This window comes from Caballeronia sp. 11_S32 (genome assembly GCF_056930355.1).
In genome coordinates this window covers 1,503,095-1,518,727 of record NZ_JBXOWH010000004.1, presented here as the reverse complement: position 1 = coordinate 1,518,727, position 15,633 = coordinate 1,503,095, and the positions used below count along the sequence as shown (strand labels likewise).

General features: G+C 64.6%; 15 protein-coding genes. 11 read left to right on the top strand and 4 right to left on the bottom strand.

Annotated elements, in window-relative coordinates; translation table 11 throughout:
• Positions 1 to 4 precede the first annotated feature (4 nt).
• Positions 5 to 1,954 carry a PAS domain-containing hybrid sensor histidine kinase/response regulator gene (locus AC1Z32_RS33145; protein ID WP_483483036.1) on the bottom strand — a complete coding sequence of 650 codons (1,950 nt, stop codon included), beginning with the start codon at positions 1,952 to 1,954 and terminating at the stop codon, positions 5 to 7.
• Between the two features lie 280 nt (positions 1,955 to 2,234).
• Here AC1Z32_RS33145 and AC1Z32_RS33140 point away from each other — a divergent pair, with 280 nt between their 5' ends.
• Positions 2,235 to 4,037: an alkaline phosphatase D family protein gene (locus tag AC1Z32_RS33140; RefSeq protein WP_483483035.1), complete on the top strand. Its 1,803-nt coding sequence runs from the start codon at positions 2,235 to 2,237 to the stop codon at positions 4,035 to 4,037.
• A gap of 179 nt (positions 4,038 to 4,216) precedes the next feature.
• A complete protein-coding gene (locus tag AC1Z32_RS33135) occupies positions 4,217 to 4,444 on the top strand; it encodes a hypothetical protein (RefSeq protein WP_483483034.1) in 228 nt (75 codons plus the stop codon).
• A 44-nt stretch (positions 4,445 to 4,488) separates the two neighbouring features.
• Here AC1Z32_RS33135 and AC1Z32_RS33130 read toward each other — a convergent pair whose 3' ends face one another.
• Complete coding sequence (locus AC1Z32_RS33130) at positions 4,489 to 5,244, bottom strand: AAA family ATPase (protein WP_483483033.1); 756 nt, start codon at positions 5,242 to 5,244, stop codon at positions 4,489 to 4,491.
• A gap of 10 nt (positions 5,245 to 5,254) precedes the next feature.
• Positions 5,255 to 6,790 (bottom strand): MDR family MFS transporter, encoded by a 1,536-nt coding sequence (locus AC1Z32_RS33125; RefSeq protein ID WP_483483032.1) that lies wholly within the window; start codon positions 6,788 to 6,790, stop codon positions 5,255 to 5,257.
• Positions 6,791 to 6,828: 38 nt separating this feature from the next.
• Between AC1Z32_RS33125 and AC1Z32_RS33120 the strand changes: the two genes are divergently transcribed.
• The 3 genes from AC1Z32_RS33120 to AC1Z32_RS33110 all read left to right on the top strand — a co-directional run bounded on the left by AC1Z32_RS33120 (position 6,829) and on the right by AC1Z32_RS33110 (position 9,474).
• Complete coding sequence (locus AC1Z32_RS33120; RefSeq protein ID WP_483483031.1) at positions 6,829 to 6,969, top strand: hypothetical protein; 141 nt, start codon at positions 6,829 to 6,831, stop codon at positions 6,967 to 6,969.
• Between the two features lie 286 nt (positions 6,970 to 7,255).
• Positions 7,256 to 8,608 (top strand): sensor histidine kinase, encoded by a 1,353-nt coding sequence (locus AC1Z32_RS33115; protein ID WP_483483030.1) that lies wholly within the window; start codon positions 7,256 to 7,258, stop codon positions 8,606 to 8,608.
• Positions 8,609 to 8,790: 182 nt separating this feature from the next.
• Entirely contained in the window at positions 8,791 to 9,474 is a 684-nt protein-coding gene (locus tag AC1Z32_RS33110) for a response regulator transcription factor (RefSeq protein ID WP_483483029.1), read from the top strand.
• A 38-nt stretch (positions 9,475 to 9,512) separates the two neighbouring features.
• Here the strand turns inward: AC1Z32_RS33110 and AC1Z32_RS33105 are convergent, their stop codons facing one another.
• Positions 9,513 to 9,698, bottom strand: coding sequence for a DUF3563 family protein (locus AC1Z32_RS33105; RefSeq protein WP_483483028.1), 186 nt, complete (start codon positions 9,696 to 9,698; stop codon positions 9,513 to 9,515).
• Between the two features lie 300 nt (positions 9,699 to 9,998).
• Here AC1Z32_RS33105 and AC1Z32_RS33100 point away from each other — a divergent pair, with 300 nt between their 5' ends.
• From AC1Z32_RS33100 to AC1Z32_RS33075, 6 genes are all read left to right on the top strand, one after another.
• On the top strand, positions 9,999 to 10,364 hold the full coding sequence (locus AC1Z32_RS33100) for a hypothetical protein (protein WP_062608500.1): 366 nt from the start codon (positions 9,999 to 10,001) through the stop codon (positions 10,362 to 10,364).
• A 166-nt stretch (positions 10,365 to 10,530) separates the two neighbouring features.
• Positions 10,531 to 11,709, top strand: coding sequence for a DNA polymerase IV (gene dinB, locus AC1Z32_RS33095; RefSeq protein ID WP_483483027.1), 1,179 nt, complete (start codon positions 10,531 to 10,533; stop codon positions 11,707 to 11,709).
• 139 nt (positions 11,710 to 11,848) lie between these two features.
• A complete protein-coding gene (locus tag AC1Z32_RS33090; RefSeq protein WP_483483026.1) occupies positions 11,849 to 12,757 on the top strand; it encodes a TauD/TfdA dioxygenase family protein in 909 nt (302 codons plus the stop codon).
• Positions 12,758 to 12,792: 35 nt separating this feature from the next.
• Positions 12,793 to 13,815, top strand: a complete 1,023-nt coding sequence (locus tag AC1Z32_RS33085) for an ABC transporter substrate-binding protein (RefSeq protein ID WP_483483025.1) — start codon at positions 12,793 to 12,795, stop codon at positions 13,813 to 13,815.
• 117 nt (positions 13,816 to 13,932) lie between these two features.
• Positions 13,933 to 14,757, top strand: coding sequence for an ABC transporter ATP-binding protein (locus AC1Z32_RS33080; RefSeq protein ID WP_483483024.1), 825 nt, complete (start codon positions 13,933 to 13,935; stop codon positions 14,755 to 14,757).
• A complete protein-coding gene (locus tag AC1Z32_RS33075) occupies positions 14,754 to 15,632 on the top strand; it encodes an ABC transporter permease (RefSeq protein WP_483483023.1) in 879 nt (292 codons plus the stop codon). The genes AC1Z32_RS33080 and AC1Z32_RS33075 overlap by 4 nt, the downstream gene beginning before the upstream one ends.
• Position 15,633: the final 1 nt, after the last annotated feature.

Below are 15,633 nucleotides of genomic sequence, written 5' to 3'. Positions count from 1 at the left end.
GGTCTCAGTTGTCCGCCACCCGCTCCAACAACCGGTCCAGCGCCTCGAAATCCACCGGCTTCACCAGATGCGCATCGAAGCCCGCCTGCGCGGAGCGTTCCTTGTCGCTTTCCTGTCCGAAGCCGGTCATCGCGACCACCACCGCGCGCCCGATGAGCCTTTGCGAGCGCAGCGTGCGCAGCACCGTATAGCCGTCGATATCCGGCAACGCCAGATCGAGCAGGATCAGCTCCGGCGGAAAATGCCGGATCACGTCGAGCCCTTCCTTGCCGTGATACGCGATGCGCACGTCATGCCCCTTCATCTGCAGCAGCATCGCGAGGCTGTCGGCGGAGTCCTGGTTATCGTCGATTACGACGATGCGCAAGCCCGCATCGGCCGCCGGCGCCGTGCTCTGCGCCAGCACGCGATGCGGACGCGGCGTATCCGTGGCCGATGCATAAGGCAGGCGCACGGTGAACGTGCTGCCCCGGTTCAGACCGGCGCTCGCGGCGAAAATCGAGCCGCCGTGCATCTCGACGATCGACCGGCACAGCGTGAGCCCGATGCCGAGCCCCGCTTCGCCGGGATTGAGATAGTGATCTTCCTGCACGAACAGATCGAAGATGGACGTGAGGCCCTTTTGCGAGATCCCGCGCCCGGTGTCGACCACCTTCAGCAGCAACGCGCTGGCCTCGCATTCGACTTCGATCCTGATCGTGCTCGCGCGCGGCGAGAACTTCGACGCGTTGTTCAGCAGGTTCTGCACGACCTGCACGAGCCGCGTGCTGTCGCCCGTCACATGAACCGGCTCGTTCGGCAGCGCCGTCACGACGCTCTGCGCGCGCTCGTCGATGAACGGATGCACGAGCTCGATGCTGCGCGCGACGATATCGCTCACGTCCACCCGCGCCATGCGCAAATCGATCTTGCCGGTCGTGATGCGGCCCATGTCGAGCAGATCATCGACGAGACGGCCGAGATGCGAAGTCTGCCTGTCGATGATGTCGCGGCACGCGGCGACGTGCTGCGGCATGTTCGCTTCCATCTGCATCACGCCGATCGCGTTGCGCACCGGCGCGAGCGGATTGCGCAGTTCGTGCGCGAGCGTCGCGAGAAATTCGCTGATGCGCCGCGACGAGACTTCGAGTTGCTCGAGGCGCTTGCGCTCGCTCATGTCGCGCGTGACTTTGGCGAAACCGCGCAGCACGCGATGCTCGTCGTACACGGCCGTGATCACGACGTTCGCCCAGAAGAGCGACCCGTCCTTGCGCACGCGCCAGCCTTCGTTCTCGACGCGGCCCGTGCGGATCGCGGTCTGCAGTTCGATCTCGGGAATGTTGGCGGCGAGATCCTCGGGGCAATAGAAGGTCGAGAAGTGCTTGCCGAGAATCTCCGCGGGCTGATAGCCCTTGATGCGCATCGCGCCCGTGTTCCAGCTCGCGATATGGCCGCCCGGGTCGAGCATGAAAATCGCGTAGTCGCTCACGCTCTCCACGAGCAGGCGAAAGCGTTCCTCGGAAAGACGCAGCTTCTCTTCCTCGGCGCGCTTCGCGGTGAGATCGCGCGTGTATTTCGCGTAGCCGATGATCTCGCCCTTCCGGTTGCGCGCCGCCGTAATCACGACGTTCGCCCAGAACAGCGTGCCGTCCTTGCGCACGCGCCAGCCCTCGTCCTCGAAGCGGCCGGTGGCATAGGCCTGTTTCAGCTCGTACTCGGGCCAGCCGCGCGCGACCGATTCCGCCGTGTAGAAGCGCGACAGATGCTGGCCGATGATCTCATGCGCCTCATAGCCCTTGATCCTGCGCGCACCCTTGTTCCAGCTCGTGATGCGGCCGTTCAGGTCGAGCATAAAGATCGCGCAGTCTTCGATCGCGTCGACGAGCGCGTGATATTGCGCGTCGCTCATTGCGGGCGCGTTCGGCGCCGTGCGCGCGGCATCGGGCGGGGAGACGGCTGGTTCCGGTCTGTTCATGGTGTCGATACTCAGCGCAGCGGGTCACGCTCGAAGCGGACGCCGGCGCATAGAGGAGGACGTTTCCTGGACAAAATCGCAGCCCACAGTTTAGCCGCTGATGGCGAATCGCACGGCGCGCCGTCATTGAAACGTCCCTTGACAGTGCGCCGCGCGGTTTATAGCTTTAGTCGTGCCAGTTCCGAAGAGAGCCGCGCTCATCCGTCGGATTTCCCGGTCGACGCATCCAGCGAACTCCCGCCCATCGCGCATCGCCTTGACGCCCGCACCGGAGGCTCTCATGGACCGTCGACGTTTCCTTTCGCTATCCGCGTTCTATACGGTGGCGGCCGCTGCCGGCACGCTCGCCGCCTGCAGTTCGGGCGACGACAACGACAACAACAACCAGGGCGGCAGCGGTTCCACGCCGCCGCCCGCGGGCGTATTCGCGTTCCCGCAAGGCGTGGCGAGCGGCGACCCGCGCGACGTTTCCGCCGTGTTCTGGACTCGCTGCGTCGCGAACGGCAGCGGCGCCTCCGCTGCCTCCGTGCCCGTGACCCTGCAGGTGTCGACGCAGCAGAGCTTCGCGCAGCTCGTGGCGAGCGTGCCCCTGAACGCCGTGCCAGCCTACGACTTCACCGTGCGCGCCAAAGTTACCGGCCTCGCCGCGAAGACGACGTACTATTACCGCTTCGTCGCGGGCGGCGATGTCAGCGTGACGGGCACGACGCGCACGGCGGCCGCCGCGAACGATGCGATACCGCGTCTGCGCTTTGCGTGGTTCGTGTGCCAGAACTGGAGCGCGAACCACTGGCAGGCGATGTCGCTGCTGGCCGCCGAGACCGATCTCGATTTCGTCGTGCATCTGGGCGACTACATCTACGAGGCCGGTTTCGCCGCGCCGCCGGGCACGGTCGAGCCCGCGCATCCGGCGATCACGCTGCCGAGCGGCGGCACCTTCGCGAGCACGCTCGACGACTATCGCACGCTGTATCGCACGTATCGCGGCGATGCGCGCCTGCAGAACGTGCATGCGCGTTTTCCGGTCATCGCGATCTGGGACGATCACGAGTTCTCCGACGACTGCTGGCAGGACCATCAGACCTACACGAACGCGAACCTCCAGCAGACCGCGCGGCGCCGCAACGCGAATCAGGCGTGGGCGGAATATCTGCCGGTCGACTGGGGCGACGTGTCGTTCGATCTCAACAATGCGGCCTACGACAACATCCGCATCTATCGCGACTTCCACTTCGGCTCGCTGATGCATCTCGTGATGACCGACGAGCGTCTCTATCGCGACGATCACGTCGTCAGCGAAGCGGCCATCGCGCAGCTCCTCGGGCACGATCCGGTGAACGGCAACGATCTCGTCGGCTCGCGCTACTTCGTGCAGCAACAGGCGCTAGCGCGCTTCGAAGCCGCCGATACGCAGCGCCTCGGGCGGGTGCCCTCGATCTTCGGTCCCACGCAGACGCAATGGTGGAAGGACACGCTCAAGGCCTCCACGTCGATATGGAAGGTGTGGGGCAACGAAGTGATGATGAACCGCCTGTGGCTGGATCTCTCGTCTATCGCGCCCGCGCCCGACAACACGGTCTTCGTGCTCGATTGCGACGCGTGGGACGGCTATCCATCGCACAAGGCGGATCTCCTGTCGTTCGTGAAGACGGAGCGCATCACGAATCTCGTCGCGATCACGGGCGACCTGCACGCGTTCCAGGCGGGTGTCGTGCGCGACGTGCCCGAGCCCGCGAAGGGCACGCCCGTGTTGATCGACCTGATGTCTGCGGGCATCAGCAGCCGGCCCTTCTTCGAGGACGTCAAGACCTATGCGGCGGGCATGCCGCTCGCGTCGCTGATCGCTTCGCCGGCGCTGCTGGATGCGTTCATCCAGCAGAACAATCCGGACATGCACTACGCGGATCACGACGGCATTGGCTATGCATCGGCGACGCTCACGCCCACGCAGTTCATCGCGATCTTCAACAAGGTCAAGTTTCTCAATCCCGACGGCAGTGCGCCGCAAGCGCCGCTCGCCAAGCGCACGCGTCTCACGATCAACGCGGGCGCGGTGGCAGTCGTCGTCGAGGACAACATATGAATGCGCAATGCGCTTCATACATGGAGGGCGAACCCATCCATTCGTATCCTTGCTTTTGAGGGGATTTCAACGCCGGTCCGCGCACGTAGACTGCGTGCACATTTCAGAAGGTCCGGTTGCTGGCAGGCAGTGCAATGAGGCCGATGAAGTGACCATGTGAAACCCTCAGGAGCACTATCATGATCGGCAATCTCAAAGGCATCATCTTCGTCGCGGCGCTCGCGGGCGCTTCCTATGCAATGGCGAGCGGCTACGGTCCCGCGCCGTACTATTCGCCGATGGCCGGCGCGCCCGCCTCGCAGCAAGGCATGAACATGCAGACCATCGCGCAGGACGCGCAGCCGGCCACCGAAGCGAGCGCCGACAAGTCGAAGCAGGACAGCGCGCTCATTCAGGCGCAGGATTGAGTGATGGGGTGCCGCGTCCCGCCGGTGGTATCGGCGGGACGCGTTCAGCGCTCGCCGTCGAGAAGCGTGCGCAACATGCGTTCGGGGTTCGCAAGAAATGCGCGCGTCACCTTGAAGTGCTCGGTGTCTTCATAGGCGACTCGCGCGATGCCGTCTTCGGTGAATTGATAGATCCACGCATCGGGGTAGGCCATGAGTATCGGCGAATGCGTGGCGATGATGAACTGCGAATCGTCGTTGACGAGATCGTGGATGCGCGCGAGCGCGGCGAGCTGGCGCTGCGGTGAAAGCGCCGCTTCGGGTTCGTCGAGCAGATAAAGCCCTTGTCCGCCGAAGCGTTCCATCAGAAGCGTCAGAAACGACTCGCCATGCGATTGCTCGTGCAGCGACCTGCCGCCATATGACGAGATGACCGGCGGGCCGAAGCCGGGCTCGTCGTCGAGCTGCTCGATCTCGGTCGCCACGTTGAAGAAGCTTTCCGCGCGCAGAAAGAAGCCGTCCCGCGGCCGCTTGAATCCCTTCGCGATGCGCAGATACTCATGCAGCGGCGAATGCGACGCGCGCGTGCCGAAGCGGAAGTTCTTCGTGCCGCCTTCCGCGTTGAAGCCCATCGAGAGGGCGATCGCCTCCAGCAGCGTCGACTTGCCCGAGCCGTTCTCGCCGACGAGAAACGTCACCTTCGGATGCGGCTCCAGTGTTTCGAGCGCGCGCACGGCGGGCAGGGAAAACGGATACGCGTCGAAGGACGGCGCCTTGTCGCGCATGAGCGTGATGCGGCTGATGTACTGAGTCGAAAGCATCGCAGCGGGCTTAATGGAACGCCTGGTTCGCCGCATTTTTCGCGGCGTTTTGCGCATCGCCCGCGCCGGCTTTCCCGGCGCTTTCCTTTTCCTTCGCGCGCCCGATCTCGATCTTCGGCATGAACATCATCGAGACGACGGTGCCGAGCGCGATCACGAACATCGCCGTGAAGGTCAGATGCAGCGAGTGATGCAGCACGAGGCGAATCTCACTGCTGGTCGCGAGGTCGCCGGGCACGGCCGAAAGCAGTTGCTTGAGCTGATCGGCATGCACGGGCGGCAGGCCGTCCGTGTGCGTGAGGCCGTAGTTCTGCACCGCGCCGAACACCGCCGCGCCGAGCGTGTTGCCGAGATTGCGCGAGAACAGGTTCGACGCCGTGGCGCTGCCGCGTTCCTGCGGCTGCACGATCTCCTGGATCAGGATGAGGCACGACACGCTCGTGATGCCCATGCCGAAGCCGAGCACCGCCGAGCCGACGCCCGCCCAGACCGGGCTCGATTGCGGCCCGAGCAGCACGAACGGCAACGCGCCGAGCGGAATGAACACCGGGCCGATCATCAACAGACGCCTCAGGCCGATGCGGCTGAACGAGCGCGACGTGAAGGTCGCGCCGCTCGGCCAGCCGATCATCATCATCGTGAGCGCGAGGCCCGCTTCCACCGGCGTGCGATGCATCACGCCCTGCACGTACATCGGCAGGAAGGTGGTGAGGCCCATCATCGCCATGCCGGCGAGCAGGGTCGCGACGTTGCTCGCCGCGATCGGCCGATGCGACCAGAGGCGAAACGAGATCATCGGATCGGCGGCGCGCCGCTCCTGCGCGACGAAGCACACGACGGCGAGCACGAGCACGGCGATCTCCACGCCGACGCGCGCATTGCTCGCGTGGCCCGCGTCGGTGAGCGCCATCATCAGCGAGGCGACGGCCGCCGTGAAGAAGAACGCGCCCGCGAGATCGATCGCCGGGCGGTCGTGGCGCTTTTCCTCGTGCAGGAAGAGCGTGAACAGAATGGCGGCCAGAATGCCGATCGGCACGTTGATCCAGAAGATCCACGCCCACGAGAGCTCGCGGATCAAAAGGCCGCCGGCCATCGGCCCGAGCACGGCGGACACGGCCCACACGCTCGCGAGATAACCCTGCACCTTGCCGCGCTCGCGGGCCGGATAGAGATCGCCGACGACCGTCAGCGCGACCGGCAGGATCGCGCCCGCGCCCACGCCCTGCACGAGCCGGAACACGATCATCGCGGGCATCGACCACGCGAAGCCTGCGAGCACCGAGCCGATCAGAAAGATCGCGATGCCCGCGAGTATCGCCGGCTTGCGGCCGTACAGGTCCGCGAGCTTGCCGAACACGACGGTGAGCGCGGTCTGCGTGAGCAGGAACGACGAGAACACCCAGCTGTAGAGATTGAGGCCGCCGAGTTGCGTGGCGATCTGCGGCATCGCGGTCGAGACGATGGTGGCCTCGATCGCGACCATGGCCATGGAGGCCATCACCGCTGCGATGACGAGGGGACGAGCGGTTTTTCGTGTCTGTGACATTCGATTATCAAAGGCCGGCCGCTCGCGGCAGCCGATGAATGCTGCGCGAGCGCGCTGTGCATGAAGAATGGAGATACGGCAGCTTGCAGATGGCTTGCAGCCAGCGCAATGCCGCCGATCAGGATGGCGCCGGATGCAATGTTATCCCGCCGCGCGAAACGCTGCTCGACGAGGCCTGAAACCGCGCGCGCTCATTCAACGCTAATTCTTCGCGCCTACGCTTCATCTCGTGGACGGACGGCGCGCTTCCTCCAGGCGCCGCGGTTCGTTGCACGTTTGGCAACTCCTCAGCCCTTGGCGCCGGCCGTGACCGGACCGGCGCATTTTTTTACCGGCGCGCAACGCGTACCGGTCACGCACATGTCGTCTTTCAGAACGAAATCTCCGGGAATGTCGCCTAGAATCGAACCGGCGAATGGCTCGTCTCCCGCTTCGCCCGTCTCCTTTCCGATGCGGCGGACTCGAATGATCAAATCACTGAGAAATCAACTGGTCGTCGCGCTGGGGTTGCTCGTGAGCGTGATCGGCGTCGCGCAGGGCATCAGTTCGTATCAGTTGAGCAAGACCGGCATGAGCGCGCTGCTCGACATGCGGCTCGAACAGGTGGCGGCGCGTCTGCGCGATGGCCTCGCCTATGCCCTCCCGAAAAATCCCGCGCGGGGCACGCAAGACGACCGCGACGTGGTCGCCGTGGTGTGGAAGCCGAATGATCCTCTGCCGTTTCGCACGACCGACCCTTCGCTGCATTTTCCGCGTGACGCGAAGCCTGGCTTCTCCGCCGTCGTGGTCAACGACGAAGACTGGCGTCTCTTCACGCGCCAGGAGCCGACCATGACGATCCAGGTCGCCCAGCGCTCGTCGGTGCGCCGCGATCTGACGACGGAAGCCGCGACGCTCACGCTCTGGCCGATCGCCGTGCTGCTGCCGCTCGTGTGGATCGCGGTCGTGTTCGTCGTGCGGCGCTCGCTGCGTCAGTTGAATCAGCTCGGCGCGGAAGTGTGCGCCATCGATATGGGGCATCTGCAGCCGCTGCCGACCGTCGGCGTGCCCACGGAGATCGCGCCCTTCATTCATTCGATCAACACGATGATCGAGCGCCTCGCGACATCGATCGAAAAGGAGCGCAAGTTCATCGCCGACGCCGCGCACGAGTTGCGCACGCCGCTCACCGCGCTGCAGCTTCAGGCCGACAATCTCGCGCCGCACATCGCGCCCGGCAATCAGGAGCGTTTCCAGGAATTGCGCAAGGGCATCGCGCGCAGCGGCAAACTCATCGCGCAGTTGTTGCGGCTCGCCCGCGCCGATGCGCCCATGAACGGCGCGCCGCTTTCGCGCGTGGATCTCGCGGACGTGGTGACGGGCGCCGTCGCCGATGTATTGCCGATCGCGATCGCGCGCGGCATGGATATCGGCGCGGAGGAAATGGTGAGCGCTCACGTGCGCGCCGTGGAGACGGACATCGGCATGGCGGTGAAGAACCTCGTGTCGAACGCGGTGCGCTACACGCCCGATGGCGGCACCATCGATCTGCGCATGCGGCGCGACGGCGGCATGATCTGGGTCGACGTCATCGACAACGGCCCGGGCATCGCCGAGGAACTGCTGCCGCGCGTGTTCGACCGCTTTTTTCGCGCGAATCCGGACGTGGAGGGCAGCGGGCTCGGCTTGTCGATCGTGAAGGCGATCGCCGCGCGCTACGGCGGCGACGTGACGCTGAAGAACCGCGGCGACGCTCGCTCGGGCATCGTCGCGTCGATCGGCTTTCCCGTCGAGGAAGTGCGGGAAAGTACGGCACAAGCGGCACCCGCGTCCGCATGAAACGCCTCGGAATTGGTATTTGCGCCCGGTTTTGCGCCGATTACAATGCATTCGCTGCGTGGCGCAAAGCGAACATCGGCGGTCAATAGAAGAGATAAAAAGACCGGCCGTGCGTTTCATTCGCTTGGCGCCGCATTCCGGGCGCGTGGCGCGCGCCATTCTCGCCGGGTGCGGGGTGGAACATGCGAATTCTTCTGATCGAAGACGACGTGCAGATCGGCACGAGCCTCATGCGTGCGCTCAAGGATGCCGATTACGCCGTCGACTGGGTCCGCGACGGCAACGCGGGCCGCGAGGCGATAGCCGCCGCCGAGTACACCGTCGTGCTGCTCGATCTCGGCTTGCCGGGCATGACCGGCATCGAGCTTTTGCGGCAGGCGCGCACGGCGGGCAACGCGACACCCGTGCTGATCCTCACCGCGCGCGACGATCTCGACACGCGCGTGCAAGGCCTCGATCTCGGCGCGGACGACTATCTGCTGAAGCCCTTCGACATGCCCGAGCTGCTCGCGCGCATCCGCGCGGTGCTGCGGCGCAAGGCGGGCTACGCGGTCTCGCGTCTCGGCGACGATTCGTTGAGCCTCAATCTCGATCAGCGCACGCTCACGTGCGGGGAGAATTCGGGCGTGCTGTCCGCGCGCGAGTTCGCGCTGATGCATGCGCTGCTCGAACGTCCCGGGACGATCTTCTCGCGCGATCAGCTGGAAGACCGTCTGTACGGCTGGGGCAAGGAAGTGGAGAGCAATGCGGTCGACGTGCTCATCCATTCGGTGCGCAAGAAATTCGGCGCGGGCGTGATTCGCAACGTGCGCGGGCTCGGCTGGACCGTGATGCTCGGGCAGGCGGGCCGCGAGGAAACGAAGTAGCGCGGGCGAAGCCGCGCACGTTGCAGGGGCGGCGCGCCTCATTGCTCGCTGTGATGCCTGCCGAGCGCACCGCAAAAGTACATGCTGTAGTCGTGATCCTCCGTTTCCACCTGACGCATGCGGCGTTCGAGATCGGCGAGATCGCTCGACGAGGCGAGGTAGTCGTCGGTGGCATCGTGCGTGGAAAAGAAGCTGCCGAGGGATTTCGAAAGACGTTCAAACATGATGTGCTCCCGTCATTGAAAGATGGCCTGTGCATCTGTGCATCTGGCCGACGGAAATCAGGTTATGCCGCGCGAATTAGAGGCGAATGAGCGCTCTGCGAAGACACGCGGCACGCGCAATGCTCGTCTTCGGCATGACGAAGCGTTCGCCAACGCACCGTGCAACGGAACCCGCCGCGGGTAGGCACTGCCGCGCCGCACCATCCCGTGCTATCTTTGTTTTATACGGGTTTCATACGGAACGCCGTGCTTATCAGCAGCACCCGCCGCCGCATTCGTCGATCGTCTTCGAAGGCCGCCATGAACGATGTATCTCGTACCCTCAGTGCCCGCGACCGCGTCGAGTTGCTTTGCTGGCTCACGTGCGGCAGCCTCGGCGCGTACTACCTGAATGGCGACTGGCCGGCGCCCGCGTTCCACGTGCAGGCCGCGCACAAATGGCTCGACCGGCATCAGCGGTTCGCGGACTGGCTCACGGTCGCGAAGCTCGCGGCCATCGCGCGCGAGATCGCCACGCAGCATTGCGCGCTGCTCGAAGCGGACTGGGCGCGCGCTGCCGTCGAGGAAATTCTCGACAGCGAAGATCTCAACTATCAATCGGATGTCGTGCGGCAAGTCTTCGACGATTGCCGTCGCGCGCTCGCGGAAAAGCGCACGCCGGAGTGAGGCGGCCATCGCATGCGCGCAAAGGCTCTAGCGCGAATTACTGTATGGATGTACAGTAAGCCATTTTTCTTCGCCTGGCGGCACGGCTCAGCATGTTTGGTGCGTTCATTCCCGTCGAGTTCGCCCTGAGCGCGCCTGCTCGCGCGGCGGCGTTCTGATTTCCCCGATGGACGCGCCGTCTCCGCCCTCTGTTTTGCGCCGCATCGCCCATCTCGACATGGATGCGTTCTTCGCGTCCGTCGAACTGCTGCGTTACCCGGAACTGCGCGGCCAGCCGGTCGTGGTCGGCGGCGGGCGCAGCGCCACGCCCAAAACGCTTGCCGACGGCACGCGCCGCTTCAGACGCCTGCGCGACTACGCGGGCCGCGGCGTCGTGACCACCTCCACCTACGAGGCGCGCAAGTTCGGCGTCTTCTCCGCGATGGGCATGATGAAGGCCGCGCAGCTAGCGCCCGACGCGATCCTCCTGCCCACCGATTTCGATTCGTACCGCCACTACTCGCGTCTCTTCAAGGCCGCCATCGCGACTTTCACGGCGCAGATAGAGAACCGCGGCATCGACGAGATTTATATCGACGTGAGCGACCTGCCCGAAACGTCCGCCGATATCGGCAAAAGGATGAAGGACGCTGTGCGCGACGCCACCGGCCTCACGTGCTCCATCTGCATCGCGCCGAACAAGCTGCTCGCGAAGATCGGCTCCGAGCTCGACAAGCCCGACGGCCTCACCATCCTCACGATGGACGACCTGCCCACGCGCATCTGGCCGCTCGCCGCGCGCAAGGTCAATGGCATCGGGCCGAAGGCGAGCGAGAAGCTGGCGGCGCTCGGCATCGCCACCGTGGGGGACATCGCCGCCGCCGATCCGGGGCTTTTGCAGACGCACTTCGGCGGCACTTATGCCGCGTGGCTCGCGCGCATTGCGCAGGGGCAGGACGAGCGGCCGGTCGTCGTGAGCTCGACGCCCAAGTCGATGAGCCGCGAGACGACCTTCGAACGCGACTTTCATCCGAAGCAGGATCGCGCCACCTTGTCCGCCGAATTCACGGGGCTGTGCACGCGCGTCGCCGAGGACTTGCAGCGCAAGGGCTATGTCGGGCGCACGGTGGGCATCAAGCTGCGCTTCGACGACTTCCGCACCGTGACGCGCGATCTGACCATTCCCGTTGCGACGGCCGATCCCGTCGAGATTCGCCGCGCCGCGACGGAATGCCTGAAGCGCATCGTGCTCGACCGGCGCATCAGGCTGCTCGGCGTGAGAGTGAGCGCGCTCGCCGGGCGCGATGAGAGCGCGTTCGTCGAGCCGGTGCAGGTCGAATTGCCGTTCGATATCGCGGGCGAATGAGCTTTCCCATCATTCACGCTTCCGAACCGGCTTTATCGCTTCGGCACATAACCAAAGATCAGATGCTTGGTTGCCGCCCGAACCGCCGCGCGTTAGATTGATCGCTTCCCCGAAGCTATCGATTGTGATCGATTCGACCGTGACGATTCAGACCGCCCTCCATCCCGCACTCGCTTCAGCCAAAGAAGCCGCCGATCAACCCATCGAGATTCGCAAGTTCGACGCGCCGCTCGGCGCCGAAGTGATCGGCCTCGATCTGTCGAAGCCGCTGTCGCAAGCAGATTTCGCGCGCATTCATCGCGCGCATCTCGATCATCACGTGCTCGTGTTCCGCGATCAGCGCATCACGCCTGACGAGCAGGTCGCGTTCAGCAGGCGCTTCGGCCCGCTGCAGATTCACGTGCTGCATCAGTTCGGGCTAGCGGGGCATCCGGAAGTGCTGATCGTGTCGAACATCGTCGAGAACGGCAAGCCTATCGGCCTCGGCGACGCGGGTCATTTCTGGCACTCGGATCTGTCGTACAAAGAGACGCCGAGCCTCGGCTCGATGCTGCACGCGCAGGAGTTGCCCGCTCTCGGCGGCGACACGCTGTTTGCGAACCAGCATCTCGCGTGGGACACGTTGCCCGCGCATTTGCGTGATGCAGTCGAAGGCCGCGTCGCGGAGCATACGTATCTCGCCAAATACGCCGAGTTGCAAAAGCGCAGTCCGTGGCGGCCCAATCTTTCGGCGGAGCAGATTGCGCAGGTCAAGCCCGTGACGCATCCGATCGTGCGCACGCATCCCGAGACGAAGCGCCGCGCGCTCTTCGTCAGCGAGCATTTCACGACGCGCGTGATCGGCCTGCCCGAAGACGAGAGCCGCGCCTTGCTCGCGGAACTCTTCGCGCACAGCACGCGGCCCGAGTTCGTTTATCGCCATCAATGGCGCGAGCGCGACATGGTGTTCTGGGACAACCGCTCGGTCATGCATCTCGCGGCGGGCACGCCCGACGATCAGCGCCGCAAGCTGTATCGCACGACCATCGAAGGCGACGCGCCTTTCTAACACGCAGAATATTCCTTAATTCACGGGGTTTTTCGATGCATTCTCGAACAGGGAAGGGCGCCGCGCGCGCGCTCGTCGCCGCACTCGCGGTGTCGCTCGGCATTACGTCGGCGAGCGCGCATGCCGAGGGCACACTGCGCATTGCCGAGCAATTCGGCGTGGTGTATCTGCTGCTCAATGTGGCGCGCGATCAGAAGTTCATCGAGCAGGAAGGCAAGAAGGAAGGGCTCGAAATCAAGGTCGATTGGGCCAAACTCTCGGGCGGCGCGAGCGTCAACGATGCGTTGTTATCCGGCTCCGTCGATATCGCGGCCGCGGGCGTCGGACCTTTACTGACGATCTGGGACCGCACGCACGGGCGGCAGAACGTAAAGGGCGTCGCGTCGCTCGGCAATTTTCCGTATTACCTCGTATCGAACGATCCGCGCGTGAAGACCATCGCCGATTTCACCGACAAGGATCGCATCGCGGTGCCGGCGGTCGGCGTGTCTGTGCAGTCGCGGGTCCTGCAATACGCGGCGGCGAAGCAATGGGGCGATAAGGAGTACAACCGCCTCGACAAGCTCACGCAAGCGGTGCCGCATCCCGATGCGGCCGCGGCGATCATCGCGGGCGGCACGGAGATCAACGCGCACTTCGGCAATCCGCCGTTTCAGCAGCAGGAGCTCGCGGGCAATCCGAAGGCGCATATCGTGCTCAATTCATACGACGTGCTCGGCGGCCCCAGTTCCGCGACGGTGCTCTACGCGACCGAAAAATTCCGCAGCGAGAATCCGAAGACGTATCGCGCGTTCGTCGCCGGTCTCGCCGATGCCGCGCGCTATATCACGCAGCATCCGGAGCAGGCCGCCGATATTTATCTGCGCGTGAACAACGCGAAGATAGATCGCGATCTGCTCGTCAAGGTGATCAAGGACCCGTCGGTGCAATTCAAGGTCGCGCCGCAGAACACGTTCGCGCTCGCGCAATTCATGCATCGCGTCGGCGTGATCAAAAACGAGCCGAAGTCGTGGCAGGACTACTTTTTCAGCGATCCGGCGACAAAGGACGGCAGCTGAATCGCGGAATCGGGGAAGGGCGCTTATCGGCGAGCGCGAATTGGATATGCGCATTGATTGGTTCGCTCGCACGCTCAGCGCCGGTATCGTGAGCGTTTGCAATCCAGCATATCGAACATGGCCGCCAATCCCCAAGCGCTTTATTCGCGCGACGCCGAAAGCAACATCGCGACGAGTGCCAAGCTTCTGAGCGCGAAGAACGTCACGCTCGAATACCGCACGCCGGAGCGTCTCGTGCGCGCGACGCACGATGTCAGCTTCGATATCTACGGCGCCGACCGCTTCGTGCTGCTCGGGCCTTCGGGTTGCGGCAAGTCGACCCTGCTCAAGGCTGTCGCCGGTTTCATCGAGCCCGTCGCGGGCAGCATCGAGATCGGCGGCGAGCGTGTGCGCGGACCGGGCGCGGATCGCATCGTCGTGTTTCAGGAATTCGATCAACTGCCGCCGTGGAAGACCGTCGCGCAGAATGTGGCCTTTCCGCTGCGCGCCGCGCGCAAGCTCGGCCGCGCCGAAGCACGCGAGCGCGCGCTGCACTATCTCGACAAGGTCGGTCTCGCCAAATTCGCCGATGCCTATCCGCACACGTTGTCGGGCGGCATGAAGCAGCGCGTCGCCATTGCGCGCGCGCTCGCGATGCAGCCGCGCGTGCTGCTCATGGACGAGCCCTTCGCTGCCCTCGATGCACTCACGCGACGCCGCATGCAGGAAGAGCTTCTGCGCCTGTGGAGCGACGAGCGCTTCACGCTGTTGTTCGTCACGCATTCGATCGAAGAAGCGCTTATCGTCGGCAACCGCATACTGCTGCTGACGCCGCATCCGGGGCGCGTGCGCGCGGAGCTGAACAGTCATCAATACACGCAGGAAAGCCTCGGGCGCGGCGAGTTTCAGCAGAGCGTGGCCCGCATTCACCGATTGTTGTTTGAAGAGGAGGCAGCGCTTTGAGCACGCCGCATCTGATCGTGCCGCCGGTGCGGCCCGAATACGAAGTCACGCCCGCGGCGCCCGCCGGTATCGAACATGACGCGCCGCTGCCGCTTTCCAAGCGGCTCGCGGATCGCTCGTGGCTGCGCAAGACGATCATCGCGATCGTGCTGATCGCGTTATGGGAAATCGCCGCGCGCGCCGTCGACAACGATCTTCTGCTGCCGACCTTCAGCGCGACCTTCGTCGCGTTCGCGCAGGGCATTGCGTCGGGCGAGCTGATCGAGAAGATCGGCATATCGATGTCGGTGCTGCTGCGCGGCTACGCGCTCGGCGCGGCGCTCGCGTTCGTGCTGACATCGCTCGCGGTATCGACGCGCATCGGCCGCGACATCCTCTCGATGCTCACCGCGATGTTCAATCCGCTGCCCTCCATCGCGCTCCTGCCGCTCGCGCTGCTGTGGTTCGGCCTCGGTACCGGCAGCCTGTTGTTCGTGCTGGTGCATTCGGTGTTGTGGCCGCTCGCGCTCAACACGTATGCCGGCTTTCAGGCGGTGCCCGCGACCTTGCGCATGACGGGCCGCAACTACGGCTTGAATGGCATGCGTCACGTGATGCTGATTCTCGTGCCCGCCGCGTTGCCGTCGATACTCGCGGGCCTGCGCGTGGGCTGGGCGTTCGCGTGGCGCACGCTGATCGCGGCGGAGCTCGTGTTCGGCGCGAGCTCGGGCAAGGGCGGCCTCGGCTGGTACATCTTCCAGAATCGCAACGAGCTTTACACGGATCGCGTGTTCGCGGGGCTGGCCGCGGTCATCGTGATCGGGCTGGCGGTCGAGCATCTCGTGTTCGATACCGTCGAGCGCGTAACGGTGCGTCGCTGGGGCGTGCAGCAATAAG

What these genes read in the sequence shown, in the direction of transcription:
- AC1Z32_RS33145 (WP_483483036.1), bottom strand. Translation starts at nt 1,954, where the DNA reads ATGAACAGACCGGAACCAGCCGTCTCCCCGCCCGATGCCGCGCGCACG.
- dinB (WP_483483027.1), top strand. Translation starts at nt 10,531, where the DNA reads ATGGACGCGCCGTCTCCGCCCTCTGTTTTGCGCCGCATCGCCCATCTC.
- AC1Z32_RS33105 (WP_483483028.1), bottom strand. Translation starts at nt 9,698, where the DNA reads ATGTTTGAACGTCTTTCGAAATCCCTCGGCAGCTTCTTTTCCACGCAC.
- AC1Z32_RS33110 (WP_483483029.1), top strand. Translation starts at nt 8,791, where the DNA reads ATGCGAATTCTTCTGATCGAAGACGACGTGCAGATCGGCACGAGCCTC.
- AC1Z32_RS33115 (WP_483483030.1), top strand. Translation starts at nt 7,256, where the DNA reads ATGATCAAATCACTGAGAAATCAACTGGTCGTCGCGCTGGGGTTGCTC.
- AC1Z32_RS33085 (WP_483483025.1), top strand. Translation starts at nt 12,793, where the DNA reads ATGCATTCTCGAACAGGGAAGGGCGCCGCGCGCGCGCTCGTCGCCGCA.
- AC1Z32_RS33100 (WP_062608500.1), top strand. Translation starts at nt 9,999, where the DNA reads ATGAACGATGTATCTCGTACCCTCAGTGCCCGCGACCGCGTCGAGTTG.
- AC1Z32_RS33130 (WP_483483033.1), bottom strand. Translation starts at nt 5,244, where the DNA reads ATGCTTTCGACTCAGTACATCAGCCGCATCACGCTCATGCGCGACAAG.
- AC1Z32_RS33125 (WP_483483032.1), bottom strand. Translation starts at nt 6,790, where the DNA reads ATGTCACAGACACGAAAAACCGCTCGTCCCCTCGTCATCGCAGCGGTG.
- AC1Z32_RS33135 (WP_483483034.1), top strand. Translation starts at nt 4,217, where the DNA reads ATGATCGGCAATCTCAAAGGCATCATCTTCGTCGCGGCGCTCGCGGGC.
- AC1Z32_RS33140 (WP_483483035.1), top strand. Translation starts at nt 2,235, where the DNA reads ATGGACCGTCGACGTTTCCTTTCGCTATCCGCGTTCTATACGGTGGCG.
- AC1Z32_RS33080 (WP_483483024.1), top strand. Translation starts at nt 13,933, where the DNA reads ATGGCCGCCAATCCCCAAGCGCTTTATTCGCGCGACGCCGAAAGCAAC.
- AC1Z32_RS33120 (WP_483483031.1), top strand. Translation starts at nt 6,829, where the DNA reads ATGCTGCGCGAGCGCGCTGTGCATGAAGAATGGAGATACGGCAGCTTG.